This window comes from Burkholderia sp. Ax-1720 (genome assembly GCF_011753035.1).
GTDB lineage: Bacteria > Pseudomonadota > Gammaproteobacteria > Burkholderiales > Burkholderiaceae > Burkholderia > Burkholderia gladioli.
This window is the reverse complement of sequence record NZ_VWWK01000098.1, coordinates 1-26,985: the sequence shown is the minus strand read 5'-3', so window position 1 is coordinate 26,985 and position 26,985 is coordinate 1. Positions and strand designations below refer to the sequence as shown.

Below are 26,985 nucleotides of genomic sequence, written 5' to 3'. Positions count from 1 at the left end.
GGCACGGCCACCACCGGCATGCGCGGATCGCCGATCATCGCGGGCGTCGCGCGCGCCGCCAGGGTCGAGACTGCCGGAAGGTCCCGAGCGTCGGCCGGCAGGCCGCCCACCGAACCGGCGGCCACCGCGCGCGGCGTCGCGCCGGCGGCCGAGGCCGAGACGGCCGACATCGCCGCCTCGATGATCGACGCCGTGCGGCGTCGCACTTCCAGCGCGTCAGTCGACATAGCTGATCCCCAGCGTCACGGCCCAGGGCTGCGAATAGTCGTGGCCCTTGCCGTAGCCGAAGGCGCCCCAGGCACGCACGTGGCGCGTCAGCGAGGCACCCACGCCGAGATCGGCGCTGACCCAGGTCTTCGGCAAGGCCACGCCGAGCGCGCTGCCGCCGATCGTGTCGGACAGGCCCGAATTGAAGATGTGCATCGCCTCGACGCCCACGTAGGGGTCGAGCTTCAGGTCGCCCACCGCGAACGAGGTGCCCACGCGCGCGCCCGCGCCGCCCAGCACCAGCGACTTCGAGGCCAGCATCACCGGCGTGCCGAGCGAGGTCTGGTAGTTCACGGCGCCGTCGTGCTGGTAGGTCAGCTCGACGCGCGGCTCGGCCCACCAGCGCCCGCCGAACTGCCAGCGCTTGCCGGCGTCGAGCGACAGCGAGTAGCCCGATTGCGCGTAGTCGCCCGAGGCCTGGTTGCCGGCCGTGGTGACGCCCAGCGACTGCTTGAAGCCGAGGTAGCGCACCACCGTGTCGGCGAACAGCCCCGAGGGCGTGACGAAGCCGGCGTAGGCGCCGATGTTCCAGGGACGCGCGCTGCCGTTGCCGAGCCCGTCGAAGGTTTCGTTGGCCTGCGCGTAGCCGCCGGTGGCGCCCACGTGCAGCGTGCCGGCGGTAGTGGCGACGGCCCAGTCGCGGCCGATCTGCGCGCCGTACAGCGTCAGCTCGGTCGAGGTGCCGCCGGGGCTGGTCTTGAGGCGCTGGTCGTAGGCGCGCACCCAGAGCTGGCCGCCGCCCTGCCCGCCGTCGGCGCGCAGGTCGCCGAGGTAGGAGAAGGCCGTCTCGAGCTGCTGGATCCACAGCATCGGCGCGGTCGCGGCGGCGGCCTGCGCCACCGAGGCCACGTCGCTGGTCTGGCCGGTATTGGCGAGGAAGTAGTTGCCGTTGTCGTCCTGCAGCGCGAACTTGTAGGCGCCCACGTCGATGCCGCTCGCGCCCGCCAGCGAGAAGGTGGCGCCGGTGCCGCTCGCCTGCACCAGCTCGACCCGCGCGTTCGCGGCGGCCGGCACCGTGCTCGAATCGTGCACCGACAGCGTGTAGGCGCCGGTGCCCTGCGCGACCACCAGCTTGTCGGATTGCCCCGCGCCCACGTTGGTGCTCAGCACGAACTGGCCGCTGCCCGAGAGCTGGTTGACGGTCAGCGTCTTGAAGCCGCCGCCCTTGGGCGCGGAGAGCTGCACCGAGCCGCCCTGCATGGCGAGGCTGTCGATCGTCAGCGCGGCCTTGCCGGTCAGCAGGTCGGCCGCGTTCTCCTCCACCGTGAGGGTGCCGGCCAGCGTGACGCCGCCCAGCGTCTGCGCGGCCACCGGGCCGGCCGCGGTGGTGCCGCCGACGTCGACCGTCAGGTTGCCGCCCGCCGCCACCGTGCTCTGCGCGGCCGAGCCGCCGAGCAGCACGGTCTGGTTGCCGCCCGCGTTGACCTGGGTGCCGCTCGCCAGGCCCCCGCTCGACACCAGCTGGATGCCGCCGTTGACCACCGTGCCGGTGGTCGCGCCGCCGGTGAACACCACCTGCGAGCCGGCGCTGATCACCGTGCCCGTGGTCGCGCCGCCGGCCGAGACGTATTGCTTGCCGCCCGCCACCAGGCTGTTGGTGGCCGAACCGCCCGAGTAGACGCGCATCAGGCCACCCGAGCTGACCACCGAGGCATCGGCCAGGCCGCCACGCGACACGCCGAAGCTGCCGCCCGACACCACCAGCGTGCCGGACGCCGAGCCGCCCGCCGACACGTACTGCGTGCCGCCCGAGGACACCACGGTGTTGATCGTCGAGCCGGCCGAGAACACCGTCTGCAGGCCGTCGTTGCCGATCACCGTGCCGCTGGCCAGGCCGCCGCGCGAGATGATCTGGCGGCCGCCCGAAAGCAGCGTGCCGTTGGCCGCGCCGCCCGAGGAGACGGTCTGGGTGCCGCCCGAGGACACCGTGGTGGACGCGGCGGTGCCGCGCACGGTCTGCTGGCCGCCGTTGTTGATGGTGGTGCCGCTCACGGTCTGGCCGGCCGAGATGGTCGAGACGCAGGCCGCGCCGCCCGGCAGGGCCTGGTTGTTGCAGGCCTGCGCGTGCACCGCCGGCGCGATCGCCGGCAGCGCCAGCGCGACCAGCGCCGCCGGCACGCGGCGCTTGACCGTCGCGCCGGGCATGGCGAGCCGGTCGGCCGGGGCATTCGGGTGAGGCATGTTCATACGGTCTCCTGATTATTTTCGATGGTTCCCGGACGCCGTCCGGCCTGCTGCTTTTCAGTCTTCCTTCCACTGCCGTCCCGCGACGGCGCCGCTCGTGCGGCGCGCGCGCCTCAGGCGGATTTGCCGAACAGCGCGGCGATCCCGGCCGGCGAACCGAACACGGCATCGGCATCGTGGCCGGCACCGGGGATCGTATGCGTCTCGTGGGTGCACGAGGCCGCGCCGCGCGAGGCGATGTAGCGCGCATAGGCCAGCCCGCGTTCGAGCCGGTGGGCGCCTTGCGCCATCGCCGCGCAGGAACGGTCCAGCGCCGGATGCCGAGGATCGCAATCGCGATCGCCGAGCAGCGTGATCACGTCGCGCTTCAGGTAGGCATGCTCGAAGGCACCGGGCTCGCGCGCGGCCGGTTGCTCGCTGGCATAGGCCGGCAGCGCGTCGAGGCCGTATTTCCAGTCGTTGAAGCCGGCGCAGGCGGTCGCGTCGAAGGGCGAGAAACCGCCATCCGCATCGGGGCGCCGCGTATCGAAATAGACGTAGGACGAGGGATTCGCGATCACGTAGCGCAAGGCGATGCCGCGCCGCGTGAGCGCCGCCTCGCCGCGCGCCAGCACGGCATAACGCTGCGCGACCTGGCCGCCGCCCGAGTGCCCCGCCACCACCACGGTGCGCAGCGAGGGGAACGCGTCGGCATCGGCCAGCGCGGCCAGCAGCGCGTCCAGCACGTCGAACGAGCTGACCGGCGCCGGCGCCAGCGCCTCGCCGCCGCCCATCCAGCCGGTCCAGTCCCAGCACAGCGTCTCGGCCGGCAGGCGATGCGCCTCGACGTCGGCCTGGGCCAGGAACTGCGGCACCAGCAGCACGGTGTCGTTGGAATTGCGGCCGGCGGCGGCACGCGCGCGATGGGCGAACTTGAAGTAGGCATCGGCGTTGCGCAGCCGGCCGTGCAGCAGGATCACCGCGGTGTCGACGCCGGGCTGCGACGCGTTCCACTCGCCGGTGGCGAACAGCGGAACCACGCCGGTGCCTGCCGGCGCCGTGACGGTCAGGTGTTGCGGGGCGACGACGTCGACGGGCCGTTCGTTCGGCGCGCGTTCGTCATGCGCATGTTCAGGCACGGTGCTCAAGCGGGGGTCCTCGTGGTGGCCGGCGTATCGGCGCCGAGCTCGGGATGTCCGCGGCGGGACAGCCCGACCAGCGCCAGCGACACGAAGCCGGCAAAGATCAGATAGAACGCGGGGGTCAGGCTGCTGCCCGAGAGCGAGGTCAGCCAGGTGATCGTGAACGGCGCCAGGCCGCCGAACAGCGTGACGGCGATGTTGTACGACAGCGCCACGCCCGAGGAGCGGCTGCGCACCGGGAACAGCGTGGCGAGCATGCCCGGGTGGGCGCCCGACATCGCCGCCAGGAACACCGTCGAGATGATCTGCGCGGTGAACAGGCGCGAGGCCGAAGGCTCCGACACCACGTAGGCGAACAGCGGATAGGCGCACAGCATCCACAGGATCGTGATCGGGTAGAACAGCTTGTACGGCCCGTAGCGATCGGCCAGGCGCCCTGACAACGGGAACAGGAACAGGTTCAGCACGCCCGAGAAGAACGCGCCGCGCAGCGCGACCTCCAGCGGCAGGTGCAGCTGGCGCTCGACATAGACGGCGATATAGGAATGCCAGACGTAGTTGGTGGCCGCGCCCACCGCGATCACGCCCATCGCGCAGAGCGCGGCGCGGCCGTTGTCGCGGAAGAAATCGCGCAGCGGCACCTTGGGACGCGCGCCGGCGTTCTCCTTGCGCAACTGCTGGAATTCCGGCGACTCGGCCACCTTGTGGCGGATGTAGAAGCCCAGCGGGCCGGCCAGCGCGCCGCACAGGAACGGCAGGCGCCAGCCCCAGGCCACCAGCGACTCGTGCGAGAGCTGGGTGGTGAGCAGGTAGCCGGTGCCCGAGGACAGCAGCAGCGCGAACGACTGCGCCGTCATGTTGAAGCTGCCGTAGAACATCTTGCGTCCCGGCGGCGCGTATTCCACCAGCATCGCCGAGGCGGTGGCGAACTGGCCGCCCACCGACAACCCCTGCAGCACGCGCGCGAGGATCACCAGCGCGGGCGCGGCGTAGCCGATCTGCGCGTAGCCGGGCGTGAGGCCCATCAGCAGCGTGCTGAGCGCCATCGAGATGATCAGCAGCGACATCGCGCGGCTGCGGCCGGCGCGGTCGGCGTAGATGCCGAGCAGGATCCCGCCGATCGGCCGCACGAAGAAGCCGATCGCGAAGGTGGCCAGCGTCAGCAGCAGCGAGACCAGCGCATTGCCGGCCGGGAAGAACACCTGGGCGATGATCTTCGAGAAGTAGCCGTAGATCAGGAAGTCGAACCATTCGAGGCCGTTGCCGAGCACCGAGGCGAAGATCGCGCGGCGCACCATCGACGGCGACAGGCGCGCGGCCGGCTCGTGCTGCGAGCCCTGGCCGAGCGGCTCGGCGGAGGATTGGGAAACCTGGTTCATGCGGCTCATGATCCACACCCCGGCGTGTCGTACATGGTCGCCAGCGCGCAGGCGGAGGTCAGCATGCGCGCACCGTTGTGGCCGACGCCCGGCACGACGTGCAGGCTCTGGTTCAGCCCCTGCGGATGGCGGCCCTGCAGGTAGTGGAAATAGGCTTCGGCACGTGCCACGCGCTGCGGGCCCTGGGCTTCGGCCGGGCAGCTCTGGTCGAGCGCCTTCTGCTGCGGATCGTCGTCCTTGCCGCCCACCAGGTAGGTCACGCGGCGCGCGACGTAGGCGGCCTCGAGCTGGGCCGGCGTGCGATCGGCCAGGTACGGCGGGCGATGCGCCATGCCGTACTTCCAGTCGTCGTAGCCGGGGCAGGCGGCCGCGTCGAACGCGGCCGGCTTGCCGTCGGCGCCGGGGCGCTCGGCATCGAAATAGGCATAGGAGGACGGGCTCGACACCACGTAGCGCAGGGCGATGCCCTCGCGCGCCAGCGCGCCGGTCTCGCGCGCGGCCACCGCGTAGCGCTGCACCACCTGGCCGCCGCCCGAATGGCCGGCGAACACCACCGTCTTCAGGTTCGGGAAACGCTTGCGATCGGCCAGGCGCTCGACGATCGTGTCGAGCACCGTGTAGGAGCTCACCGCCGCCGGCGCGAGCGCGTCCTCGCCGGCCATCCAGCCGTTCGCGTCCCAGCGCAGCAGGTCGGCGGGCTGGTCGGTGCGGCCGGCCAGGTCGAGCGTGGCCAGGAACTGCGGCGCGATCAGCAGCGTGCCGGCAACCTCGGCGCCCTTCTCCGCGGCCGCGTCGCGCCCCTTCTCCGCGCTCTCGAAATAGCGATCGGCATTGCGCAGCTTGCCGTGGATCACGATCACCGCGCGCGTCACGTCGGGCAACGGCTGGTTCCAGTCGCGCGACAGGTAGAGCGGGAACTCGGCGGCGCCGGCCGTCGTGTCGAGGCGCAGCCGCGTGCCGGAGATCACCGACACGGGGCGCAGATGCGCGTTGTAGACATGCGGCGCGGCGGCGCCCGAGGCCTCGGCGGCCCGGGCACCCGGCCCGCCGGCGAGCGCCAGCGCCGCGAAGGCGGCGGCGCAGGCGACTCGCAGGGCGCGAGGGGTGATCGCTTGGACTTGCATCAATACGACTCCTGGGGGCTGCCGCGCGGCGCGCGGCCCGGGCCCGACATCATGATTCATCAAAACCGGTGGAACATGCCGAGCGTGACGCCGGTCTGGTTCGGACCGAAGGCCGTGGCGTCGGTGGTGCCGACCGGCGTGTACGTGCCGTTGTTGCCGCGCGTGGCCTGCGCATAGGCCACCGTCGCGTACAGCGAGGTGCGCTTGGACAGCGCGTATTGCGTGCTCAGCACCCCCATCCAGGTATTCGAGTTGCCCGGCGTCTTGTCCTGGTCGTAGTAATAGGCGGCCGTCACCTTCAGGTTGCGCATCACCGGGTAGCGCACGCCCGCGAACCACAGCGCCTGCGCCGACGAGGCCGTCTTGGTGCTGGCCGGGTTGGTCAGGAAGTGCTCGTAGCCGGCCATCAGCTGGCCGCGGCCGATGTCCTGGCGGAACGACAGGCTCAGGTTGCGCGACTTGGTGAAGTTGCCGCTGGTATTGACCGCGCCGTTGCGGTAATCGTAGGCAACCGCGGCGCCGAAGGTGCCGCCGTCGTAGTCGAGGCCGCCGCCGTAGGCCGCGCTGCTCTGGAACGAGGCCGCATCGCCGCCGAAGCTGTAGCCTGCGATCGCAGTGACGCCCGCGAAACGGCCGACGTACTTGACCATGTTGCTGTTGCGCGCGCGGAACGAGAAGTCGTTCGACGAGCCGGTGGTCGGGAACCAGGTGTACTGCGGCGAGAACGACATCGGGTCGTAGCGCAGCAGGATGTCGTACATCGGGGTGTATTGCAGGCCGAACGACAGCGAGCCGAAGGTGCGGTTCGACAGGCCGACCGCCGAGGTGCGGTTGAACAGCGTGCCGGCCGTGGCCTGGGTACCGTCGTTGGTGTTGAAGCCGGATTCGAGCACGAACCACGCGGCATTGCCGCCGCCGAGGTCTTCCGTGCCGCGCACGCCGAAGCGCGAATTGTGGATCCCGCCTGAATTCATCTGCACCAGCGAGCCGCTGCCGCCCTTGGCCGCGTGGCTCAGGTATTCGACGTTCGCGTCGATCACGCCATACAGCATGACCGAGCTGCCGCCGCCTCCACCGCCGCCCGTCGCGAGCTGCAAGGCCTCGTCGACTTCGTCCTGCTGCGCGTAAGCGGACGCGCATCCGACAAGCAGCATGGCCGCTGCGGCGTGGTGCTTCTTCATAACGGGTCTCCTGGACGTTGTTGTGCCGTCGTGGCGGCTGCCCCGGTCGCCCGGAAAGCCCCGCCGTATATGGGTTCGACGTGTCAGGCGCAATCCTAGGGAGTCCCGAACCAGATGTAAAATATCGATTTCCTTGTAGTCCCATATATGTAGAATATGGGTCGATCGTCCCGCCCCGCCGGAGCCCCCTGCATGGAATTGCGTCACCTGCGGTACTTCCTCGCCGTTGCCGAGGAAGGCCAGTTCACCCGCGCCGCCGAACGGCTCGCCATGCAGCAGCCGCCGCTGTCGCAGCAGATTCGCCTGCTCGAGGAGGAGATCGGTTTCGACCTGTTCGTGCGGCAGCCGCGCGGCGTGGAGCTGACGCCTGCCGGGCGCGCCTTCGCGCAGAACGCGGAGCTGGTGCTGGAAACCCTGCAGCAAGGTGTTGCACACGCGCGACGGATCGCGCGCGGCGAGCTGGGCACCATCGCGGTGGGCCTGACCAGCTCGGCCGGTTTCCATCCGATGACGACCGACGCGATCCGCGGCTTTCGCGCCGCGCACCCCGGCATCGAGATCACCCTGGCCGAGCTGAACGCCGCCGAGCTGACCGAGCGGCTCGCCAACGGGCAGCTACAGGTGGCCTTCCTGCGCAAGCCGGTGGACACCCTGCCCGGCATCGCCTTCGAGCCGCTGCTCGACGAGCCGATGGTGGCGGTGCTGCCGGTCGGGCATCGGCTGCTGGCGGCGATGGCCGAAGGCGACCCGCCGCCGACGATCTCGCTGAAGGCGCTGGAGCACGAGGAATTCATCCTGGTGCGGCGGCCCGGCGCGCCGGGGATGTATGCCGATTTCCTCGCCGCCTGCCGGCGCCAGGGTTTCGTGCCGCACGTCGCGCGCGAGGTGCCGCGCATGCTGACCGGCATCCACATGGTGGCGGCCGGGCTGGGCGTGACGCTGGTGCCGGCCTCGATGCGCCGCTACGACCATCGCAGCGCGGTGTTCTGCCCGTTGGCCGACGACGCCGGCTTTTCCGCGCCGCTGCATCTCGCGCATCCGGCCGAGATGGGCGATCCGGCGGCGGCGCGCTTCGTCGAGTTCGTGTTGCGGCAGAAGGCGATGGCCGACGACGACGCGAATCGGCGCGGCAAGGGCGGCGCCGACTCGGGCCAGGCCTGAATCCTCGCCGGCATCGGCCAGCCGCGCCGCCGCGGTTCGGCGGCGTGGCCTGCACTGGCGGGGCTCAGGAATGTTCGGCCCGGAAATGCTCGTCGTCGTTATATCGGCCCTGGAACAGCAGACGGTCCTCGCTGCCATCGGGTTTCAGGGAGTGGAGCTTGACTTCGGTGCGGATATTCTTGCCGACCGATTCGAAACGAATGTGAATCGGCTCCAGCCCGATAAACTTCGTGGTCGATTTTCCGTCCTCGTAGCTGAGCTTGTATCCCGCCGAATACTTGGTCATGTCCCCTTTCTGGAACATCACGCAAGTGGAGGTCGATCCATGGAAAACGACAAAACCGTGAACCGGCAGCGCCTCCGCCAGGCCATCGAATACCGTTATTTTCTTGTCGGCATCGTTGTGGCCATACACGATCACCTGCACGTTCTCGTCCACCTTCAAGGGAAGTTCGACGGCATTGCTTTCGGGGATGATTTTGATACCGCCATATTCCTTGCCCGAAACCTCGGTTGAATAATTGGCATAGCGCCCGATGTTGCCGCCCTCGAAAATCACCCGCGTCAGCGACTCGGCATTGTCGACGCGCCCGCCGAACGGACGTACCACTTCCCCTCCCAGGAACAGCGTCTTGCTCGCTTCGGTCCCGTTGGCGCCGTACACGCCGATCCGGCTGTTGTAGGCGACATCCACGTCGGCGGGCACCAGCACGATGAGTTCCTTGTCGATCCGCTCGGGATTCTGGTACGTATTACCTTCCACCACGATATCGTAATGCTCGTAGCAGGCGAATGAGCCCGCGATGAATTTCACGCCCTTGCGCTGCCGGCCGTCGACGGTGTGATCCGTGATATACCCGCCGCTCGGCGGTTGAACATGGGAATCGTTGCTCATGGTTTCTCTCCGGTAATTTAATATCGGCGCCTCTGCATTCGACATCGCCAACCATCGGCAATATCAACGCACGGCAAGGGAAAGATAAGACATTAAGTTTTCGATTCAATGCGAGGCACAGATATTCAATCATATTCAACACTCTTGCGAACGGACGCAGCCCTTTCATTTCAATATTAAATATTGAAAATAATCGGGCCGCCCGGCATCGGCGTTCCCTGCTGTCAGGATCTGACAGCGCGGCCGACTAGACTGGGCGCCCTTTCCTGTCAGGAGCTCGCAATGAAGTTCGCATCGATTCGTGTCGCAACCCGGAATCTCGAAGGCCTGATCGCGTTCTACCAGCAGCTTTCCGGCCTCGAGGCCACCCGCCTCGCCGATGGCTTCGCCGAGATACGGTTCGAGGGAGCCACGCTGGCGCTCTCGGCCGAGCAGTTGATCGAGCGCTTCAATGCCGGCGCTGCCGTCGCGGCGTCGAATCGGTCGGCGATCCTGGAGTTCGAGGTGGACGACGTCGACGCCGTGTTCGACCGCATGAAGGCGGCGCAGGCGGAGCTCGTGATGCCGACCACCGTGATGCCCTGGGGCAACCGCTCCCTGCTGCTGCGCGACCCCGACGGCAATCTCGTGAACGTGTTTTCACGGCCGGCACGGCAGGCCGACTGAGCGGCGACGCCCGGGAGCCCTATCGCATCGACAGCCATTTGCAAACCGATGAAGGCGATTCGATGGCCACGGCGGCGGCCGTTCGACATGCCGATCGGGATCGTCGAGAATCGATGCGACGCCAACCCTCCCGGGAACCTCCATGCCCGCCTCCGAACCGGAAGCCCTGCCGCCTCACGCCGCCGCCCCTCACGCGCTCGAAGTCGTGCGCCGACTGCTCGACGAGCGTTATAGCTGTCGCGCATTCCGGCCGGAGCCGGTTCCCCGCGCGATCATCGAGACCATCCTCGCCGCGGCGCAGCGCACCGCTTCCTGGTGCAACAGCCAGTCGTGGCAGGTCACGATCACCACCGGCGCGGGAACCGAGCGGCTCAAGCGCGTGTTGTACGAGCACGCGTCGAGCGGCGCGCCGCCGGAACCCGACTTCGTGTTCCCGCGCGAATACCGCGGCGTCTACCTGGAGCGCCGGCGCGAGAGCGGCTTCCAGCTCTACGGCGCGCTGGGCATCGAGCGCGGCGACAAGCCCGCCTATCTGCGGCAGACGCTGGAGAATTTTCGATTGTTCGGCGCCCCGCATGTCGCCGTGATCACCACCGACGAGGCGCTGGGCGTCTATGGCGCGGTGGATTGCGGCTGCTACGTCAGCAACTTCATCCTGGCCGCGCAGGCCTGCGGCGTGGCCAGCATTCCCCAGGCCGCGCTGTCCTCCTATGCGAAGCGGGTCCGCCAGGAACTGGGCCTGGGCGAGGAACGGCGAATGGTGTGCGCCATCTCCTTCGGCTACGCCGACGAAACGCATCCGGCCAACTCGTATCGCACCACGCGCGCGCCGCTCGAGGACGCGGTCAACTGGGTCGGCGAATAGACGGGGCGCCGCCCTGGAATAATCGGCCCTAGCGGCCCTAGCGCGCGGAAAACGCCTCGAACGCCTGTTCGAGCGCGCGATGCGCGTCCTCGTCGACGATCGCATCGTGCGCCATGATCACGCGCGTGAACGGCAAGGCGAGGATTCGCTCCGCGCTCGCGCGCGCCGCCCGGCGATCCTTGACCACCATGCGAACCGTTCGCGGCACGGCCAGGCGCTTGCGCACGCCCGTCATCGAGGCGAAGGCCCTGGCCGCGAATCTCAGCTCGCCGCGCCACCACTGGCACAGGTCGGTCACGATCAGCGTGCGCGAGGCCTTGTGGAACCAGACCGTTTCGTTGCCGAACGGAATGCCCTCGAAGAAGACCTGATCGAAATCGGCCGCCCAGGCCGGCTCCACCTCGCGCATCAATTCACGCAGGCCACGCAGGTCCGGACGCTTGGCGGCCAGGCCCGGCGCGCCGAACAGCATCGCCTCGGGAAACGCCTCCAGGCAGGCACCCGCGAACAGGTGATGCGCCTTGTTGGGCGCCACGATGTAGCGCACCGTCCCGAGCGTGTCGAGTTGAGCCCGCACCTGCGCCGACATCGGCACCGGGGAATGCAGCCACAGCGACGAATCGCGGAGTCGCACCACCGTCATGCGCGAGGAGATGGGCAGGCCGGCCGCCACGAAGGCATGCTGGAGATGCCAGATATCGTCGGTTATCGGTTTGAGCATGATGATCGGGGGGGATTCGGTACCAGCGGGCGCGCCGGGCAGTCGTGTCGATGAAGCCGCCGGATGCGGGGCGACGGGCCGTGTCGCGTCGCCTTCGACCGCATTCAAGGGTCGTCAGCCGCGCTCGCGCGCGAAATCGACGTCGCGGCTCTCGATCACGCCGCCCGCGCGGCCCGGCGCCTTCTGATTGGCCCAGTAGAGATTGGTATGCCGGATCACCGCGTCCGGAGGCGGCGCGCCCCACTGCGCGAGGTCTTCCGTGGTGTGCGCGTCGCCCACCAGCATCGCGTCGTAACCGCGGACCAGCGCGCCATGCAGGGTCGAGCGGATGCACATGTCGGTCTGCGCCCCCACCACCATCAGCCGGCCGACGCCCAGCCGCGACAGCACCGCTTCGAGCTCGGTGTCCTCGAAGGCGTCGCGATAGCCTTTCTCGACAATCGCCTCCCCGGGAGCCGGCGCCAGTTCGGGGACGATCCGCCAGGCCTCGCTGCCGGCCTCCAGATCGGCATCCGCATGACGGACCCAGACCACCGGGATGCCGGCAGCGCGCGCCTGCCGGATCAAGCCGTCGACGACGACGAGCACCTCGTCGCGCCGATGCGCCTGGGCGACCACGCCGTTTTGCAGATCGATGACGACGAGCGCGAGATTGGGACGATTGGCGAGGGTGGTCATGGGCGGAGGCGGTTCGCGAGGGGAAAGCTATGGTAGCCGGTTCAGGGCCGCGTCATGAACCGGTTGCCACCGCCGCCAGGAAAGCCCGAGAATACGCGCACCATCCCGCGCCCAGCGGATGGCGAACCTGCACGATGCCGGCCCCGCGCCGTCGATCGGCAGCACAAAACCTGGGGACACCAACATGATCACCATCTGGGGACGTGCCAATTCCGTCAACGTCCAGAAACTGCTGTGGATTTGCGACGAGCTGGCGCTGCCCTACCAACGCATCGATGCCGGCCTGCAGTTCGGGCGCAACACCGAGGCCGACTATCTGGCGATGAACCCGACCGGCAAGATCCCGACGCTGGTCGACGGCGATCTCGTGCTGTGGGAGTCGAACTCGATCCTGCGCTACCTGGCGATGCAATACGGCGCGTCCAGCCTGCTTTATCCCTCCACGCCGCGCGAGCGCGCCGGCATCGACCGCTGGCTCGACTGGTCGCTGTCGACCCTGCAGCCGGCCGAGCGGCCCGTGTTTTGGGCGATCGTCCGCACGCCTGCCAGCGAGCGCGACGAGGACAAGCTCGCTGCCGATATCGTCAAGGTGGCGGCGGTATGGAAGCTGCTCGACGCGCAACTGGACGGGCGCGACTTCGTCGAGGGCGAGTCGTTCACGATCGCGGATATCGTGCTCGGCGCGTTCGCCAAGCGATGGTTCGGCTTGCCGGGTGTGCAACGGCCCCCGATGCCGAACCTCGAGCGCTGGTATGCGTCGCTCGCGACGCGCGCCGGTTTCACCCAATATATCGACCACGACCTGAGCTGAACCCATGACCCCCGAACCGATCGCGCTGTATGCCTGGAACACGCCGAATGGCCGCAAGATCAGCGTCGCGCTGGAAGAAATGGCCGTGCCCTACGTGGTTCGCCCCGTGAATATCGCGAACCGCGAGCAATTCGCGCCCGAATTCCTCGCGATCAGCCCGAACAACAAGATTCCCGCCATCGTCGATCCGCAGGGCCCGGACGCTCGCCCCATCAGCGTGTTCGAGTCCGGCGCGATCCTGCTCTACCTGGCGGAGAAAACCGGCAAGTTCCTGCCTGCCAGCCTGCGCGACCGGGTACCGGTGATGGAATGGCTGATGTGGCAGGTGGGCGGATTCGGCCCGATGCCCGGGCAGGTCCATCACTTCATCGCGCTCGCCTCGGAAGACGAGCGCCGCTACGGCCTGAAGCGCTTCTCGGACGAAACGCGCCGGCTCTACGCGGTGCTCGACGCCAGGCTGGCCGCGCACGAATACGTGGCCGGCGCGTTGTCGATCGCGGACTTCGCCATCCTCGGCTGGGCCTGGCGGCACGAGCGGCACAAGGTCGACCTGGCCGACTACCCGAACGTGCGGCGATGGTACGAGGCGCTGTTCGAGCGCCCCGCGGTGAAACGGGGCTTCGAGGTCGCGCTCGACGCAAGCTGAGCGCGGCGGGCTGCGCGAAACCTGCCGGCCGCGGCCGCGAGCCGGATCGACAGCAAGGAGGCGTCATGACAGTCAAGCGCATGGACAACGTCGGCATCGTGGTGGAAGACCTGGATGCCGCGATCGGCTTCTTCACCGAGCTCGGCCTCGACCTCGAAGGGCGCGCCCCGATCGAGGGAGATTGGGCGGACGGCGTCACCGGCTTGCCCGGCATGCGCGTCGAGATCGCCATGATGCGCACGCCGGATGGCCATGGCCGGCTCGAACTGTCCCGCTTCCTCGCGCCGCCCGTCGCGGCGGACCATCGCGCAGCGCCGGTCAACGCGCTCGGTTACCTGCGCGTGATGTTCACCGTGGAGGATATCGACGATACGCTGGCCCGCCTCGGCAAGCTCGGCGCGCAACTGGTGGGCGAGGTGGTTCGCTACCAGGACGTGTATCGGCTCTGCTATATCCGGGGCCCCGAAGGCATACTCGTCGGCCTCGCCGAAGAACTCGGCTAGCAGCGCGGGCGGGCGAGCCCATCGAAGCCGGGCGAGCCGCACCAGCACAATGCGGCGCGGCGCGGGGCGACCGCAAGGGCCGCCGCCTCTAACGTCCGCGCCTAGCCCTGCCCGCCGAACAACGCCTCGCTCAAGCCGATTCCTTCCTCGGTCAGTACCGCATGACCGATCCCCTCCTCGTTGAGCTCGGTCTTCGTGATCCCCGCCGCGTCGAGCTCGGTGAGCGTGCGCCGCAGCGTGCTCATCGGCACCTGCGAGCGCTTGCTGAGCTTGGCCAGCGACCAGGCGCGCCCGGGCGTCTCGCTCAGCGCGTCGCGCAGGCAGCCCAGCACCGCGACGATCACGGGATCGAGCCCGTCCTCGCCCTCGCCTTCCGGCGGCTCGCCGCCGCGCGCCTCGTCATGTCCCGCATCGATCGTCATCGTGTCTCCTCCTGATCCTGTCCGCGTCGTTTGCCTGCCCTGGTTTCGCCGCCCGCCGGCATCGCCGCCGCCACCAGCCGGCCCAGCGTGCGCACCGCTTCCTCGATCTGCGCCGACCAGGGATAACTGTAGTTGAGCCGGATGCAGTGACGATAGTTGCCGGTGGTCGAGAACATATGCCCCGGCCCGATGGTGATGCGCTCGGCCAGCGCGAGCTGGTAAAGCGCGATCGCGTCGCAGCCCGGCGGCAGTTCCACCCACAGCACGTAACCGCCCGCCGGCTGCGAGATGCGCGTGCCGTCGGGGAAGAAGCGCCGCACCATCGCGCCCATCAGGTTGGCCTGCTGCGCGAAGGTCTTGCGGATCCGGCGCAGGTGATGGTCGTAGCCGTCGTGGCGCAGGTACTCGGCGATCCCCAACTGGTCGAGCGCGGGCGTGGCCAGCGTATTCAGGAACTTGAGCTTCTCGACCTGGTCGCGGTAGCGCCCCGGCATCGCCCAGCCGATCCGGTAGGCCGGCGACAGGCTCTTCGAGAACGACGCGCAGTGCAGCACCAGCCCATGCCGGTCGAAGGACTTCAGCGCGCTGGGCCGGGCCTCGCCGTAATACAGCTCGTGGTAGACGTCGTTCTCGATGGCCGGCACGTCGTGGCGCGCCAGCAGCTCGACCAGCGCCGCCTTGCGCTCGTCGCTCATGCGAAAGCCGAGCGGGTTCTGGAAGTTCGGCATCACCATGCAGGCGGCGATCTTCTCGCGCTCGAGGATGCGCGCCAGCGCATCGAGATCGATGCCGTCCACGGGATGGGTGGCCACCTCGATGGCGCGCATGCCCAGCCGCTCGATCGCGTGCAGCATCGCGTAGAAAGTGGGCGACTCCACCGCGATGGTGTCGCCGGGCCGCGCCACCGCCTGCAGGCACAGGTTGATCGCCTCGGTCGCGCCGATCGTCACCACGATCTCGTTCGGATCGACGGCGATTCCGCGCTCGCCGTAGCGCCGCGCGATCTGCCGGATCAGCTCCGGGTTGCCGGGCGGCAGGTCGTCCATCACGCCCCAGCGCGTGCGGCGCCGCGCGATGCCGTGCATGTGGCGCGCGATCCGCTGCGAGGGAAACAGCGCCGGGTCCGGATACGGCGAGCCGAGCGGCACCGCGTCGTCGCGCGCGATCGAGCGCAGCGTGGAGAGCACCAGCCGGCTCACGTCGACCGTCGAGGACACCGCGATCGGCGTGCTGGCATGCAGCGCCGGCTGGTCGGCGGCCTGCTCGCGGGCCCGCACGAAGTAGCCCGATTGCGGCCGGCTCTCGATCGCGCCGCGGCTCTCCAGCACCAGGTAGGCCCGCACCACGGTGGTGATGCTCAGGTCGTGCTGGCGGCTCGCCTGCCGCACCGAGGGAATCCGCTCGCCCGGCAGGTAGACGCCGCGCCGGATCATCTCGTCGATCTCGTCGGCCAGCTTCTCGTAACGCTTCATGCCGCCCCTTTTGTGAGCAAACGCAAGCACAGTGCTCGCCATCTGTTATCCAGAAAACGAAACTGTACTCTTTTTGCGATGGATCAGGTGTGTACCCACGTTATGTTGCACTGCGTCTAATCTGCTTCCATCGCCGCTGGAAGCGGCTTCCGACAGCCGAGCAGCCATGAAGAAGAAAGCCCCCGTCCCGCGCATCGAGCCCTACCACCATGCGGCCGCCGGTTGGGGCGCGGTCAAGCAGGTGGCGATCAACCTGATCAAGGAACGCGTGGCGGGCGGCAACTACCGCACCCTGTTCCGCCAGAACCAGCCCGACGGCTTCGACTGCCCCGGCTGCGCCTGGCCGGATCGCCAGCACGCCTCGACCTTCGAATTCTGCGAGAACGGCGTGAAGGCGGTGGCCGCCGAGGCCACCTCGAAGCGCGTGGGCCCCGATTTCTTCGCCGAGCACACCGTCACGGCCCTGCTCGAGCAATCCGACTACGAACTCGAGCAGCACGGCCGCCTGACCGACCCGATGGTCTACGACGCGGCCAGCGACCGCTACGTGCCGATCGCCTGGGACGCGGCCTTCGCCCTGATCGCGCGCCACCTGAAGGCGCTCGATGATCCGAACCGCGCCGCCTTCTACACCTCGGGCCGCGCCAGCAACGAAGCCGCCTTCCTCTATCAGTTGCTGGTGCGCCGCTTCGGCACCAACAACTTCCCCGACTGCTCGAACATGTGCCACGAGGCCACCAGCCGCGGGCTGCCGGCCACCGTCGGGGTCGGCAAGGGCACCGTCACGCTGGAGGATTTCGAGCACGCCGACCTGCTGATGATCTTCGGCCAGAACCCGGCCACCAACCACCCGCGCATGCTCGGCGAGCTGCGCGAGGCGGCCAAGCGCGGCGCCACCATCGTCTCGATCAACCCGCTCAAGGAACGCGGCCTGGAACGCTTCTCCGATCCGCAAAGCCCGATCGAGATGCTCACCATGGGCAGCACGAAGATCTCCTCGCGCTTCGTGCAGCCGGTGATCGGCGGCGATTTCGCCCTGCTCAAGGGCCTCGCCAAGCGCGTGCTGGAGTTCGACGACGCGGCCGTGCTGGCCGGCCGGCCGCGCGTGCTCGACACCGCCTTCATCGACGAGCACACCGCCGGCTTCGAGGCCTTCGCCGACGACCTGCGCGCCGAGAGCTGGGCTGCGCTGACCGCCGAGAGCGGCGTGTCCTACGAGCAGATCGATTCGCTGGCCGAACTGTATGCCAGGAGCGAGCGCGTGATCTCGACCTGGGGCATGGGCATCACCCAGCACAAGCATTCGGTGCAGACCATCCACATGCTGTCGAACCTGATGCTGATGCGCGGCAATATCGGCCGCGAAGGCGCGGGCCTCTGCCCCGTGCGCGGCCACTCGAACGTGCAGGGCAACCGCACGGTCGGCATCGAGGAAAAGCCGACCATGGCCTTCCTCGACCGGCTCGGCCAGGTCTACGATTTCGAGCCGCCGCGCCATCACGGCTACGACGTGGTGGAAACCATCGAGGCGATGCTGGAAGACAAGCTGAACGTGTTCATCGGGCTGGGCGGCAACTTCGCGATGGCCACGCCCGACACGCCGCGCACCTGGGACGGCCTGCGCCGCTGCGCGCTGACGGTCCACATCACCACCAAGCTGAACCGCAGCCATCTGGTCCACGGCCGCGACGCGCTGATCCTGCCGACCCTCGGCCGCACCGAGATCGACCTGCAGAACGGCGTCTCGCAAGGCGTGACGGTGGAGGACTCGATGAGCATGGTGCATGTCTCCTACGGCATGAACAAGCCGGCCTCGCCGAACCTGCTGTCGGAAACGGCGATCGTCGCGCGCATGGCGATGGCCCTGTTCGGCCCGCACGACAGCGTCGACTGGCAAGCCTACATCGACGACTACGCACGCGTGCGCGACGCGATCGAGGCGGTGCTGCCGGGCTTCGAGAACTACAACGAGCGCATCGCGCAGCCGCGCGGCTTCCACCTGCGCGTGGCCTCGCGCGAGCGCGACTGGATCACGCCGAACGGAAAGGCGAACTTCGTGGCGCATCCGATGCCGACCGACACGCCGATCCAGCGCGCCCGTGCCCTGCACGGCGAGAAGCTGCTGACGCTGATGACCACGCGCTCGCACGACCAGTACAACACCACCATCTACGCGCTCGACGACCGCTATCGCGGCGTGTTCGGCCAGCGCCGCGTGGTGTTCGCCAACAAGGACGACCTGGCGATGCTGGGCTTCGAGGCCGGTGACTGGATCGATCTCGAAACGGTCTGGCACGACGGCATCGAACGGCGCGCCGACGGTTTCCTGCTGGTCGAATACGACATCCCGCGCGGCTGCCTGGGTGCCTACTACCCGGAAACCAATCCGCTGGTGCCGCTCGACAGCACGGCCGACATCGCGAACACGCCCACCTCGAAGTCGATCCCGGTGCTGATGCATCGCTCGGTGACGGCCGCCACGCGCGCGGCGGCCTGAGGCACAAGCGCAGGCGGCTCGCGCCGGCCTGACGGCCGAGGCGACGCCGCCCGCGCTTCGTCGGTCCCGAACCCGGGAACCCCACGAACCCTTCCCCGCCGCGATTCGTCGGCGTGACGTCCCGTTTCTGGTAGTGTTGCCTGCCTCACCCGTCGCACCGGAGTTGCCGTCATGATCATTCGCCCGCGCGAACACTGGTTCCGGATGCTGTTCGTCTGGAACGGCTCGGTGCTGCAATCGATCCTGCCGCAGCTCGCGGTGATGACCGTGATCAGCCTGCTGGCCCTGCTCACCGACGGCCGCATCCTCGGCACCAAGGTGCCGCTCAATCCCACCCCGTTCACGCTCGCCGGCCTGGCGCTGGCGATCTTCGCCGCGTTCCGCAACAACGTCAGCTACGACCGCTACTGGGAAGCGCGCAAGCTGTGGGGCGGCGTGCTGACCTCGACGCGCGCGCTGGTCTCGCAGGCGCTCTCCTACGGCGGCACCGACGACGGCGCCGCCTTCACGCGCACCACCATCGCCTTCGTCTACGCGATGAAGCACCAGTTGCGCCAGACCGATCCGGCCGAGGATCTCGCGCGCTATCTCGACGCGGACTGCCTCGCGCGCATCGAGGCGGCCCATTTCAAGCCGGTGGCGATCCTGCACGCGCTGCGCCGGCAGCTTGCCGAGCGCCAGCGCGCCGGCAAGCTCGGCGACACGCAGCTGTGGATGCTCGACGCGCAGCTCGACGAGCTGGGCGCGAAGCTGGCCGGCTGCGAGCGCATCGCCTCGACGCCGATCCCCTTCCCCTATCACGTGCTGCTGCACCGGACCATCTATTCGTACTGCGTGATGCTGCCGTTCGGGCTGGTCGATTCGATCGGCTTCGCCACGCCCTTCGTGTCGGTGTTCGTCTCGTACACGCTGATCGCGCTCGACACCATCGCCGGGCATATCGCCGAGCCCTTCGGCACCGGCCCGCATCATCTCGCGCTCGATACGCTGACGCGCCAGATCGAGCGCTCGCTGCTCGACATCGCCGGCGAGCCGCTGCCCGACGAGATTCCCGCCGACTCGCGCTATCGGGCGTCGTAGCGCAAACGCGCCGCGCTGCACCATGGAAATTCATTTTGATATCAAGCTTTCAAAATGAAAAATTCCATTCCAATAATCAAGAATGATGGCAAGGCAATTACAGAGAAAATAAATTTACAGACGGCCCGCCACCAACAAAAATTAGATAGGCAGATGTGTTAAATATGCCGTCACGACTCTAATTTCCATCAAGCCTCTTCAGGTAAAACCCGACCCAAAAAAAGTTTGCATCCCATTTTGTTAACCGCTATTGTCTAGCTGCATCAAGCCACACCCTCGCTTCAGTAATCAAACTAACGCTATTTCCGGGGCGGCAACGGCAATTCGATCTGCTTCGCAACACGCGTGGAGAGATGGATACCGAGGGCCATTGACCAGCAGAGACCAATACATAGAGGGTCGAAGTCATGAGCAATACTTACACGCGCGTTCAATTCACTGTCTCCAACGCACAGCCGTCGCAGAGCATCGTCATCGACATGGACACGACGAAGAAGGACGTGTCGTGGAGCCTCGGCCAGGATTTCAGCAATTCGTCGGGCCTGAGCATCCAGATGACGGGCGGCGCGGAGCTGCCGCTCACGCAATTGCGCGTCACCGCGGCCGAAATCACCATCGGCACGTCGGATGCGGGCAGCGGCCAGATCGCCTTCACCTTCTCGCTGTTCGTCGCCTCGAAGGCCGATGTCGAGAGCATCAAGCTCAAGTCGTCCTCGGATTCGGGCATCGTGCTGACGGTCTCCGTCAATGGCGGGGTCGCGCAAGCCGTCAACCACACCTTTTCGAGTTTCGACCTCAACTGATAATTCAGGCAAGGTAACGCGCAACCGGTTTCGGCACGTCGGAACCGGTTGCGTGCATCCGGTTTCGGCCATTCGTTCAGGCAAACGAATGGCATTTCGGCATGGATAATCAGTGGAGACCTGAAAATGGAATATACGATCTCGTTTACGTTCCGGACGCAATCGTCCCAGGACAAGCTGTCCGCCGAACTGTTGTTTAATGCACCCAATTACATCAGCCTCACCAATAACGACGCCGTGCAGATTTCAAGCTCGATGGGCGCGACTCCACCGCTGGATAACCTGCTGGTCCAGAAATCGCAAATCCAGGTGCAAACCCATGGCGCGACCGGCGGCGATACCGTTTCGGTCCGTGTTTCGTTCTCGACCAGCGGCAACGCTATCGGCGGCACCATGAAATTGCTCGGCAACACGCAGGCGAGCGTGCATTACCAATTCGCCGGGTATGACAATGCGGGCACGATCAATCCGGGCAGTTTCTCGATTCCGCTTCCCAACTGACGGGCCCCGGCTTCATGGACAGGAAAGACAAGGCCGCCGGCCGGAACACCGCGGGCGGCAAGGACGCCATGCCCGCTGAAACGGCGCCGGAGGCGCCGGCGCGCGCGCCGCGCGTGACGCCCGCCGCGGTGCGCTCGGCGATCGCCGGCGAGCGCGCCTCGCTGCCGCCGCAGGCGCGGCGCACGATCGAGGGGCATCGCGTCGCGAATTCGCTGCACGCGCTCAATGCGCGCGTCTATCAGGAGGTCGCGAGCTTCAAGCCGGTCACGCTCGTCTTCGCGAACCTGCGCGCCAACAGCAATGCCTTGCTGACGCTGCGACCGGACCAGGAAGCGATCTGGAGCGACGGCGCCGGACGGCAGCAGGTGGGCCTGTCGCTGAGCAGCACGAGCGACCCGGTGATGTACCTGAACCAGTTCCTGATCAATGCGCGCGAGATCATGCTGCAAGCGAGCCAGGACGTGCGCGAGATCCGCGCGTCGCTGTATCTGCGCACCGACCAGTCCGGCGTGCTCGGCCGTGTCATGCTGCCGCCCGGCGCGAGCGTCACGCTGCAAAGCCGCAACGACCGCAGCACGGTGATCGGCGTCAGTTCGTTCGCCCTCGCCCTCGACTGACGCCACCGAAACGCCCGGATGCCCCGCCATGACGCCTGATACGTCCGATACGCCCGATCCGTCCGCCATGCCCCCCGACGCCCCGGAGCAGCCCGACACGCCCGGCACCGCCGCCCATGAACCCGCCGATCCCGATGCGGGCTGGCGGCTGATGCCGGTGCAGCTCGAATTCTTCGATGTCGCCCCCGACAGCAATCTCGGCATCCAGTTCACCACGGCGGGCGTGGCCTGGTCGCTCGGCAACCGCGGCGGCGACAGCATCGGATTCTCGTACAACGTGGTGGTGTCGAGCGCGAGCGGCGAGCCCTGCCTGAGCGGCATCGAATTCAACGACGCGATGCTGTCGATCCGCACCGCGCCGGGTTCGGGCGGCCTCGCGCGCTTCACGCTCACGCTGTTCCTGTCGATCCATCCCGAGGTCGACTACCTGCAGGGTTATTGCACGCTCAACGAGGAAGCCCTGATCCTGGCCAGCTTCGGCGCGCAGGCGCCGATGCAGTGGTACAACGGCCGCGTGAGCGCGACCCTGTCCGGTTACGGCGGCAACTACCGTCCGATCTGCCTGACCGTGCGCGGCGCGCATCCGGGCAACCGCATCGAGATCCTGATCAGCACGCGCAAAGGGCTCGGCAAGGTCAACTGGTCGCTCGGGCCGGACATGAGCGAGGCAGGCGGCATCCTGTTCGCGAGCCAGAACGGCCCGCTGCCGCTCGAATCGCTGTCGTTCACCAACGAAACGCTGAGCTTCGTGACGGCGAGCGCATCGTCCCAGAATCTCGAGTTTTACCTGAACGCCTTCATCACCTGGGAGCCCGACGAGCTGAACTACGTCTATCTGCGCACGGCCTCGGACAGCTCCGTCACCGTGCTCGCGCAGGTGCACAACCGCCAGCCGCAAGTGGTCAGCCGCACCGACACCGTCTTCACGCTGTGACCATGGCAGCTTCGGCCATCGACGGCGGACAGGTACTGCGCGCGGTCAGCGATTCGCTGCGCCGTCTGATCCGCGCCCAGGTGCCGGAACTGGCCGCCGAATCGGCCGTCGTCTACGACTCGCCCGGCGAGATCGACGCGGCCGGCGAGACGCGCCTGTCGCTGTACCTGTACCAGACCGAAATCAATGCCGCGCTGCGCAACCTGCCGCCGTCGCTGACGCGCCGCGCCGGCGCGCAGCCCTCGGCGCTCGCGGTCACGCCCGCGCCGCTGGTGGTCGACCTGACCTACCTGATCGTGCCGTACGGCAAGTCCGCCGAGATCGAACTGGTGCTGGTCGACCGGCTGATCCAGCTGTTCCACGACGTCGGCCAGCTCTCGGGCGCGCTGCTCTCGCCGCTGCTGCGCGCCACCGGCAACGAGGCGATCGACATCGTGCCGGAGCACGATTCGAGCGAGCAGTTGCGCAACATCTGGACGGTGTTCCCGAACAAGACCTACAAGCTGACGAAGATGTACACGCTCACGCCGGTGCGGATCCCCTCGACGCTCACGCCGCAGGCCGAGATGGTGATGCGCGCCGAGCTGGCCGCGGGAGACCCGGCATGGAACTGAGCGCGGTGGTGCAGGTGATCGACGGCTTCAGCCACGCGCCGCTGGCCGGCCTGCGCCCGGCCTTCACGCTGAACGGCGCGCCGTGCCGCCCGTTCGACAAGGCCGACGGCTTCTATGCGTTCAGCGCCCTGCCGCGCGGCGCTTACCGGCTGGTCGCCTCGGCGCCGCCGTTCTTCCCGAGCCAGGTGGAATTCGAGGTGCCGCCGCGGCCGCCGCTGGCCGACGCGATCGTCTCGTGCGTGCTCGAACCGAGCCCGCTCTACCCGTTCCCGCCCGGCACCACGCTGTTGCGCGGCCAGGTGCTGGCCAAGCGGGGCGGCCAGCCGATCGCCGGCGTGCGGCTCGCCGCGCGCTACGCCACCGCGCGCGGCGAGCCGCGCACCGCCTCGACCGAGACCTCGGCCCATGGTCGCTACGACGGCCGCTACGCGCTCGCGGTACGCGGCCGGCTCGATGCCGCCGGCACGGTCGTCACACTGAATTTCGTCAAGGCCGGCTACCCCGACGTGGCGCGGCAACTGACGCTGGCACCGGGCACCACGCAGTACCTGGACATCACGATGGGCTAACCGACAGAGAGCACGATCTTGGCCACCAACTATCTACATCCCGGCATCTATATCCAGGAGGTGCCGAGTGCGCGCACCATACAGGGCGCGTCCACGTCCACCCCGGCGTTCGTGGGCATCACCCAGACGCTGGCCGCGAGCCCGATCGGCCAGCCGACGCTGATCACGAGCTGGAACGCCTACCAGCGCACGTTCGGCAACATGGTCTGGAACGGCATGGTGTCGTGGGCCGTCTACCAGTTCTTCGCGCTCGGCGGCGCGCTCTGCTACGTACTGCGCGCGCCCGACGCGTCGGGCGCCGCCAAGAACGCCACCGCGGCAGCGGGCACCGTCTCGCTCACCGCCGCCACGCCCGGCGAATGGCCGAATACGGTGCTCGGCGTGATGATCACCAATTCGAGCGGCGACCCCAAGGCCACCTCGCCGGTCTTCAACCTGAGCATCGTCGCCGACCCCGCCGAGCTGAACAAGGCGCCGGGCAGCACGCTGGCGGCCTATGTGACGCAGAACGGGCTCGGCCCGCAGACGCTCGGCACCGGCAACAAACAGCTGATCGTGCTCGAGAGCTACAACGGCTATACCGCCAACTCCCTGCAAGCCCTGGTCGCCGCGATCAACGCCACCTCGATGTTCGTCACCGCGACCACGCCTGACACCAAGACCCCCGCGCGACCGGGCAACACCAGCTCCGCGGTGGCCTTCAAGGGCGGCGTGTCGCAGACCATCGATTACGCGAAGACGCTCGCGCTGCTCAATACGGTGCAGGACATCGGCCTGCTGTCGATGCCCGACACCGTCAACGCCATCGACGCGAGCAAGGCGCCGAGCATCATGGCGCAGTCCACCGCCATCAACGCGGGGCTCAACTACTGCGAGCAGCAGGCGAGCCTGTTCTATGTCAGCGATCCGCCGTTCAACCTGAGCCCGCAGGACATGCTCGGGTTCCGCATGGGCAGCGGCACGGGCGCCATGGCCTCGCAGGCGCTCAACTCCACCTTCGGTTCGATCTACTACCCGTGGGTCTGGGTATCGAATCCGATCCTCGGCAGCAACGTGCCGATTCCGCCCTCGGGCCCGGTGCTCGGACGCTATGCCAATACCGATTCCTCGGTCGGCGTCTGGAAGTCGCCGGCCGGGGTGATCGACGGCGCGCTGAAGACGGTGGTGATGACGCAGACGCCGTTGACCGACAGCGACCAGGACGTGCTGAACCCGGAAGGCATCGACGCGATCCGCAACCTGATCGGCTACGGCAACGTGATCTACGGCGCGCGCACGCTGGCCGCGGTCGGCAGCGAATGGACCTACGTGGCGGTGCGGCGCCTGTTCATCTACGTCGAGCAAAGCCTCAAGCAGAGCCTGCAGTGGGTGGTGTTCGAGCCGAACGACCAGACCACCTGGTCGGCCGTCACGCGCGACATCGACGCGTTCCTGACCACGCTCTGGCAGGCGGGCGGCCTGTTCGGCGCGAGCGCCGCCGAGGCGTTCTTCGTGGTCTGCGACGCCTCGAACAACCCGCCCGAAACCCGTGCGCTCGGCCAGATGTATATCGACATCGGCCTCGCGCCCGTCTACCCGGCCGAATTCGTGATCATCCGGATCGCGCAGAAAACGGCCGGCCCGGATTCCGGATCCTGATGCACTGACGACGGAGCCAGACGATGGCGAGCACACAACTGACCAATCCGTACCGCGGGTTCCGCTTCCAGGTGGAAATCTCCGGCATCCAGATCGCCTCGTTTTCCGAGGCGACCATTCCCGACAGCACGATCGAGACGACCGAGTACCGCGAAGGCACCGATCCGACCTACAAGCGGTCGTTCTCGGGCCTGACCACCTACGGCAAGCTCACCCTCAAGAAGGGGCTGACCGACTCGATGGACCTCTACAACTGGCACCAGCTCGCCGTGCAGCAGGGCTCGACCGGCGCCTCGGTGCAGAAGAACATCTCGCTGATCCTGCTCGATTCGGGCGGCACCGCCCGCGCACGCTGGAACGTGATCAACGCCTGGCCGAACAAGTACGAAAGCACCGGCCTCAACGCCAGCAGCACCGAGATCATGGTCGAGACCTTCGAGCTGACCATCCAGTACATGACACGCGTTTCCTGAACGGAGCCCCGCCATGAGCGTCATCAGCACCGAAATCGAATTCACGCTGCCGATCGGCTATCGCGATGGCGACGGCAACCTGCACCGCAGCGGCGTGATGCGTCTCGCCACGGCCGGCGACGAGATCCTGCCGCTCAAGGACCATCGCGTGCAGGCCAACCCGGCCTATCTGTCGATCATCGTGCTGTCGCGCGTGATCGTGCGCCTGGGCAGTCTCGACATGGTCAACACCAAGGTGATCGAGGATCTGTTCTCGGCCGATTTCGCCTATCTGCAGGATCTCTACAACCGCATCAACCAGGTGCAGTCCGAGGACAACGTGGTGGCGATGCCGGGCGCGGACAACGCGGGAAAACTCGCCTCCCTGTAGTGCCCGACCAGATCTACGAGGAGATCGCGTTCATCGCGTATCACTTCCACTGGTCGTACAGGGACATCCTGGCGATGGAGCACGCGGAGCGCCGCCGCTGGTGCGAACGGATCAGCCGCATCAACGACACCATGAACAGCGACGAGCGCGAGAAGAGTCTTCGACTGGGGATATGAAATGGCTTTGGGATCGAGTTCCGCGCGGCAGCCGGCGGCCAGCGCCAACCCGTTCATGGCGTACAACTTCTGCATCGAGATGGGCGGCATCCTGGTGGGCGGCTTCACGTCGGTGGACGGGCTGCAGGTGAAGAACGAGGTCAAGACGATCCGCCAGGGCGGCGTCAACGACATCGAGTACAAGCTGCCCGGCCAGGTGGTCGGCAGCGATCTGGTGCTCAAGGGCGGCGTGAGCGCGGTCGACCCGCTGTGGAACTGGTTCACCGCTGCCGCGGCGGGCAAGGTGACGCGCAAGAACGGCACGATCTACCTGCTCGACAATCTCGGCAATACGACGGTGGCCTGGAATTTCGTCAACGCCTGGCCGATCGAGTGGCAAGGGCCGCAGATCGACGCGAGCCAGACGCTCATCGCGACGCAGAGCTTCACGCTCGCGCACGAGGGAATCCGCAAGCGCGGGAGCGGCACATGATGCGGCCGGATTCGGCCGCGGGCATGCAGCTCGGCGCGATGCGCGCTGCCGCCGCGCTTGCGGCCTCGGTCGCGGCTGCCGGCGCGCGGATCGCCGGGCCCGCGACGAACGCGCAACGCACGTCGCTCGCGCCGTTCGCGACGCC

Annotated in this window: 29 protein-coding genes and 1 pseudogene; 19 read left to right on the top strand and 11 right to left on the bottom strand. The window is 67.7% G+C overall.

Annotated elements, in window-relative coordinates:
* The 6 genes and pseudogenes from F3J18_RS23880 to F3J18_RS23855 all read right to left on the bottom strand — a co-directional run.
* Positions 1 to 227 (bottom strand): annotated as a pseudogene (locus F3J18_RS23880) (autotransporter strand-loop-strand O-heptosyltransferase); the annotation flags it as partial.
* Complete coding sequence (locus tag F3J18_RS23875) at positions 217 to 2,454, bottom strand: autotransporter outer membrane beta-barrel domain-containing protein (protein WP_166914582.1); 2,238 nt, start codon at positions 2,452 to 2,454, stop codon at positions 217 to 219. The pseudogene F3J18_RS23880 and the gene F3J18_RS23875, both read right to left, overlap by 11 nt.
* Positions 2,455 to 2,564: 110 nt before the next feature.
* Positions 2,565 to 3,578: an alpha/beta fold hydrolase gene (locus tag F3J18_RS23870; protein WP_166914581.1), complete on the bottom strand. Its 1,014-nt coding sequence runs from the start codon at positions 3,576 to 3,578 to the stop codon at positions 2,565 to 2,567.
* Positions 3,575 to 4,960 (bottom strand): MFS transporter, encoded by a 1,386-nt coding sequence (locus F3J18_RS23865; protein WP_152554445.1) that lies wholly within the window; start codon positions 4,958 to 4,960, stop codon positions 3,575 to 3,577. The genes F3J18_RS23870 and F3J18_RS23865 overlap by 4 nt, the downstream gene beginning before the upstream one ends.
* Positions 4,957 to 6,075, bottom strand: coding sequence for an alpha/beta hydrolase (locus F3J18_RS23860; protein ID WP_166914579.1), 1,119 nt, complete (start codon positions 6,073 to 6,075; stop codon positions 4,957 to 4,959). The genes F3J18_RS23865 and F3J18_RS23860 overlap by 4 nt, the downstream gene beginning before the upstream one ends.
* A gap of 59 nt (positions 6,076 to 6,134) precedes the next feature.
* A complete protein-coding gene (locus F3J18_RS23855; protein WP_025099910.1) occupies positions 6,135 to 7,256 on the bottom strand; it encodes a porin in 1,122 nt (373 codons plus the stop codon).
* 192 nt (positions 7,257 to 7,448) lie between these two features.
* On the opposite strand from F3J18_RS23855, the gene F3J18_RS23850 reads away from it, so the two are divergent.
* Positions 7,449 to 8,417: a LysR family transcriptional regulator gene (locus F3J18_RS23850; protein ID WP_166914577.1), complete on the top strand. Its 969-nt coding sequence runs from the start codon at positions 7,449 to 7,451 to the stop codon at positions 8,415 to 8,417.
* Positions 8,418 to 8,481: 64 nt separating this feature from the next.
* On the opposite strand, the gene F3J18_RS23845 is transcribed toward F3J18_RS23850, so the two are convergent.
* A complete protein-coding gene (locus tag F3J18_RS23845) occupies positions 8,482 to 9,312 on the bottom strand; it encodes a hypothetical protein (RefSeq protein ID WP_166914575.1) in 831 nt (276 codons plus the stop codon).
* Between the two features lie 282 nt (positions 9,313 to 9,594).
* Here F3J18_RS23845 and F3J18_RS23840 point away from each other — a divergent pair, with 282 nt between their 5' ends.
* On the top strand, positions 9,595 to 9,978 hold the full coding sequence (locus tag F3J18_RS23840; protein WP_025102284.1) for a VOC family protein: 384 nt from the start codon (positions 9,595 to 9,597) through the stop codon (positions 9,976 to 9,978).
* Positions 9,979 to 10,120: 142 nt separating this feature from the next.
* Entirely contained in the window at positions 10,121 to 10,843 is a 723-nt protein-coding gene (locus tag F3J18_RS23835) for a nitroreductase (RefSeq protein WP_166914573.1), read from the top strand.
* 37 nt (positions 10,844 to 10,880) lie between these two features.
* Here the strand turns inward: F3J18_RS23835 and F3J18_RS23830 are convergent, their stop codons facing one another.
* Both F3J18_RS23830 and F3J18_RS23825 read right to left on the bottom strand, forming a co-directional pair.
* On the bottom strand, positions 10,881 to 11,564 hold the full coding sequence (locus F3J18_RS23830) for a DUF4336 domain-containing protein (protein WP_240154601.1): 684 nt from the start codon (positions 11,562 to 11,564) through the stop codon (positions 10,881 to 10,883).
* A gap of 114 nt (positions 11,565 to 11,678) precedes the next feature.
* Complete coding sequence (locus tag F3J18_RS23825) at positions 11,679 to 12,242, bottom strand: cysteine hydrolase family protein (RefSeq protein ID WP_046574453.1); 564 nt, start codon at positions 12,240 to 12,242, stop codon at positions 11,679 to 11,681.
* A gap of 184 nt (positions 12,243 to 12,426) precedes the next feature.
* On the opposite strand from F3J18_RS23825, the gene F3J18_RS23820 reads away from it, so the two are divergent.
* The 3 genes from F3J18_RS23820 to F3J18_RS23810 all read left to right on the top strand — a co-directional run bounded on the left by F3J18_RS23820 (position 12,427) and on the right by F3J18_RS23810 (position 14,202).
* Entirely contained in the window at positions 12,427 to 13,053 is a 627-nt protein-coding gene (locus F3J18_RS23820) for a glutathione S-transferase (protein ID WP_025102076.1), read from the top strand.
* 4 nt (positions 13,054 to 13,057) lie between these two features.
* Positions 13,058 to 13,699: a glutathione binding-like protein gene (locus F3J18_RS23815; RefSeq protein ID WP_166914569.1), complete on the top strand. Its 642-nt coding sequence runs from the start codon at positions 13,058 to 13,060 to the stop codon at positions 13,697 to 13,699.
* A 65-nt stretch (positions 13,700 to 13,764) separates the two neighbouring features.
* On the top strand, positions 13,765 to 14,202 hold the full coding sequence (locus F3J18_RS23810; RefSeq protein WP_025102078.1) for a VOC family protein: 438 nt from the start codon (positions 13,765 to 13,767) through the stop codon (positions 14,200 to 14,202).
* A 101-nt stretch (positions 14,203 to 14,303) separates the two neighbouring features.
* Here F3J18_RS23810 and F3J18_RS23805 read toward each other — a convergent pair whose 3' ends face one another.
* Both F3J18_RS23805 and F3J18_RS23800 read right to left on the bottom strand, forming a co-directional pair.
* Complete coding sequence (locus F3J18_RS23805; protein ID WP_025102079.1) at positions 14,304 to 14,624, bottom strand: DNA-binding protein; 321 nt, start codon at positions 14,622 to 14,624, stop codon at positions 14,304 to 14,306.
* The gene (locus tag F3J18_RS23800) at positions 14,621 to 16,096 is read right to left on the bottom strand and encodes a PLP-dependent aminotransferase family protein (protein WP_036056604.1); all 1,476 of its coding nucleotides are present in this window, start codon (positions 16,094 to 16,096) and stop codon (positions 14,621 to 14,623) included. The genes F3J18_RS23805 and F3J18_RS23800 overlap by 4 nt, the downstream gene beginning before the upstream one ends.
* A 166-nt stretch (positions 16,097 to 16,262) precedes the next feature.
* Between F3J18_RS23800 and F3J18_RS23795 the strand changes: the two genes are divergently transcribed.
* From F3J18_RS23795 to F3J18_RS23735, 13 genes are all read left to right on the top strand, one after another.
* Positions 16,263 to 18,593 carry an FdhF/YdeP family oxidoreductase gene (locus F3J18_RS23795; protein ID WP_025102081.1) on the top strand — a complete coding sequence of 777 codons (2,331 nt, stop codon included), beginning with the start codon at positions 16,263 to 16,265 and terminating at the stop codon, positions 18,591 to 18,593.
* Positions 18,594 to 18,764: 171 nt separating this feature from the next.
* Positions 18,765 to 19,673 carry a bestrophin family ion channel gene (locus tag F3J18_RS23790; RefSeq protein WP_166914567.1) on the top strand — a complete coding sequence of 303 codons (909 nt, stop codon included), beginning with the start codon at positions 18,765 to 18,767 and terminating at the stop codon, positions 19,671 to 19,673.
* A 407-nt stretch (positions 19,674 to 20,080) separates the two neighbouring features.
* Entirely contained in the window at positions 20,081 to 20,476 is a 396-nt protein-coding gene (locus F3J18_RS23785; protein ID WP_025102083.1) for a hypothetical protein, read from the top strand.
* Between the two features lie 126 nt (positions 20,477 to 20,602).
* Entirely contained in the window at positions 20,603 to 20,977 is a 375-nt protein-coding gene (locus tag F3J18_RS23780; RefSeq protein ID WP_105828075.1) for a hypothetical protein, read from the top strand.
* 68 nt (positions 20,978 to 21,045) lie between these two features.
* The gene (locus F3J18_RS23775; RefSeq protein WP_240156430.1) at positions 21,046 to 21,594 is read left to right on the top strand and encodes a hypothetical protein; all 549 of its coding nucleotides are present in this window, start codon (positions 21,046 to 21,048) and stop codon (positions 21,592 to 21,594) included.
* Positions 21,595 to 21,622: 28 nt separating this feature from the next.
* Positions 21,623 to 22,528 carry a hypothetical protein gene (locus F3J18_RS23770; RefSeq protein WP_166914565.1) on the top strand — a complete coding sequence of 302 codons (906 nt, stop codon included), beginning with the start codon at positions 21,623 to 21,625 and terminating at the stop codon, positions 22,526 to 22,528.
* Positions 22,529 to 22,530: 2 nt separating this feature from the next.
* Positions 22,531 to 23,142: a DUF4255 domain-containing protein gene (locus F3J18_RS23765; protein WP_025102087.1), complete on the top strand. Its 612-nt coding sequence runs from the start codon at positions 22,531 to 22,533 to the stop codon at positions 23,140 to 23,142.
* Complete coding sequence (locus F3J18_RS23760; RefSeq protein ID WP_036056611.1) at positions 23,133 to 23,711, top strand: carboxypeptidase regulatory-like domain-containing protein; 579 nt, start codon at positions 23,133 to 23,135, stop codon at positions 23,709 to 23,711. The genes F3J18_RS23765 and F3J18_RS23760 overlap by 10 nt, the downstream gene beginning before the upstream one ends.
* An 18-nt stretch (positions 23,712 to 23,729) precedes the next feature.
* A complete protein-coding gene (locus F3J18_RS23755) occupies positions 23,730 to 25,349 on the top strand; it encodes a phage tail sheath C-terminal domain-containing protein (RefSeq protein WP_166914564.1) in 1,620 nt (539 codons plus the stop codon).
* Between the two features lie 23 nt (positions 25,350 to 25,372).
* Positions 25,373 to 25,822 carry a phage tail protein gene (locus F3J18_RS23750; RefSeq protein WP_013690023.1) on the top strand — a complete coding sequence of 150 codons (450 nt, stop codon included), beginning with the start codon at positions 25,373 to 25,375 and terminating at the stop codon, positions 25,820 to 25,822.
* A gap of 13 nt (positions 25,823 to 25,835) precedes the next feature.
* The gene (locus tag F3J18_RS23745; protein WP_013690022.1) at positions 25,836 to 26,192 is read left to right on the top strand and encodes a hypothetical protein; all 357 of its coding nucleotides are present in this window, start codon (positions 25,836 to 25,838) and stop codon (positions 26,190 to 26,192) included.
* Positions 26,192 to 26,368: a DUF6760 family protein gene (locus tag F3J18_RS23740; protein ID WP_013690021.1), complete on the top strand. Its 177-nt coding sequence runs from the start codon at positions 26,192 to 26,194 to the stop codon at positions 26,366 to 26,368. Before F3J18_RS23745 ends, F3J18_RS23740 begins: the two co-directional genes overlap by 1 nt.
* A gap of 1 nt (position 26,369) precedes the next feature.
* Positions 26,370 to 26,840 carry a phage tail protein gene (locus tag F3J18_RS23735; RefSeq protein ID WP_025100913.1) on the top strand — a complete coding sequence of 157 codons (471 nt, stop codon included), beginning with the start codon at positions 26,370 to 26,372 and terminating at the stop codon, positions 26,838 to 26,840.
* Positions 26,841 to 26,985 lie beyond the last annotated feature (145 nt).

Coding starts and splice junctions, on each gene's coding strand:
- F3J18_RS23875 (WP_166914582.1), bottom strand. CDS start 2,454: ATGAACATGCCTCACCCGAATGCCCCGGCCGACCGGCTCGCCATGCCC.
- F3J18_RS23865 (WP_152554445.1), bottom strand. CDS start 4,960: ATGAGCCGCATGAACCAGGTTTCCCAATCCTCCGCCGAGCCGCTCGGC.
- F3J18_RS23860 (WP_166914579.1), bottom strand. CDS start 6,075: ATGCAAGTCCAAGCGATCACCCCTCGCGCCCTGCGAGTCGCCTGCGCC.
- F3J18_RS23855 (WP_025099910.1), bottom strand. CDS start 7,256: ATGAAGAAGCACCACGCCGCAGCGGCCATGCTGCTTGTCGGATGCGCG.
- F3J18_RS23850 (WP_166914577.1), top strand. CDS start 7,449: ATGGAATTGCGTCACCTGCGGTACTTCCTCGCCGTTGCCGAGGAAGGC.
- F3J18_RS23845 (WP_166914575.1), bottom strand. CDS start 9,312: ATGAGCAACGATTCCCATGTTCAACCGCCGAGCGGCGGGTATATCACG.
- F3J18_RS23840 (WP_025102284.1), top strand. CDS start 9,595: ATGAAGTTCGCATCGATTCGTGTCGCAACCCGGAATCTCGAAGGCCTG.
- F3J18_RS23835 (WP_166914573.1), top strand. CDS start 10,121: ATGCCCGCCTCCGAACCGGAAGCCCTGCCGCCTCACGCCGCCGCCCCT.
- F3J18_RS23830 (WP_240154601.1), bottom strand. CDS start 11,564: ATGCTCAAACCGATAACCGACGATATCTGGCATCTCCAGCATGCCTTC.
- F3J18_RS23825 (WP_046574453.1), bottom strand. CDS start 12,242: ATGACCACCCTCGCCAATCGTCCCAATCTCGCGCTCGTCGTCATCGAT.
- F3J18_RS23820 (WP_025102076.1), top strand. CDS start 12,427: ATGATCACCATCTGGGGACGTGCCAATTCCGTCAACGTCCAGAAACTG.
- F3J18_RS23815 (WP_166914569.1), top strand. CDS start 13,058: ATGACCCCCGAACCGATCGCGCTGTATGCCTGGAACACGCCGAATGGC.
- F3J18_RS23810 (WP_025102078.1), top strand. CDS start 13,765: ATGACAGTCAAGCGCATGGACAACGTCGGCATCGTGGTGGAAGACCTG.
- F3J18_RS23805 (WP_025102079.1), bottom strand. CDS start 14,624: ATGACGATCGATGCGGGACATGACGAGGCGCGCGGCGGCGAGCCGCCG.
- F3J18_RS23800 (WP_036056604.1), bottom strand. CDS start 16,096: ATGAAGCGTTACGAGAAGCTGGCCGACGAGATCGACGAGATGATCCGG.
- F3J18_RS23795 (WP_025102081.1), top strand. CDS start 16,263: ATGAAGAAGAAAGCCCCCGTCCCGCGCATCGAGCCCTACCACCATGCG.
- F3J18_RS23790 (WP_166914567.1), top strand. CDS start 18,765: ATGATCATTCGCCCGCGCGAACACTGGTTCCGGATGCTGTTCGTCTGG.
- F3J18_RS23785 (WP_025102083.1), top strand. CDS start 20,081: ATGAGCAATACTTACACGCGCGTTCAATTCACTGTCTCCAACGCACAG.
- F3J18_RS23780 (WP_105828075.1), top strand. CDS start 20,603: ATGGAATATACGATCTCGTTTACGTTCCGGACGCAATCGTCCCAGGAC.
- F3J18_RS23775 (WP_240156430.1), top strand. CDS start 21,046: ATGCCCGCTGAAACGGCGCCGGAGGCGCCGGCGCGCGCGCCGCGCGTG.
- F3J18_RS23770 (WP_166914565.1), top strand. CDS start 21,623: ATGACGCCTGATACGTCCGATACGCCCGATCCGTCCGCCATGCCCCCC.
- F3J18_RS23765 (WP_025102087.1), top strand. CDS start 22,531: ATGGCAGCTTCGGCCATCGACGGCGGACAGGTACTGCGCGCGGTCAGC.
- F3J18_RS23760 (WP_036056611.1), top strand. CDS start 23,133: ATGGAACTGAGCGCGGTGGTGCAGGTGATCGACGGCTTCAGCCACGCG.
- F3J18_RS23750 (WP_013690023.1), top strand. CDS start 25,373: ATGGCGAGCACACAACTGACCAATCCGTACCGCGGGTTCCGCTTCCAG.
- F3J18_RS23745 (WP_013690022.1), top strand. CDS start 25,836: ATGAGCGTCATCAGCACCGAAATCGAATTCACGCTGCCGATCGGCTAT.
- F3J18_RS23735 (WP_025100913.1), top strand. CDS start 26,370: ATGGCTTTGGGATCGAGTTCCGCGCGGCAGCCGGCGGCCAGCGCCAAC.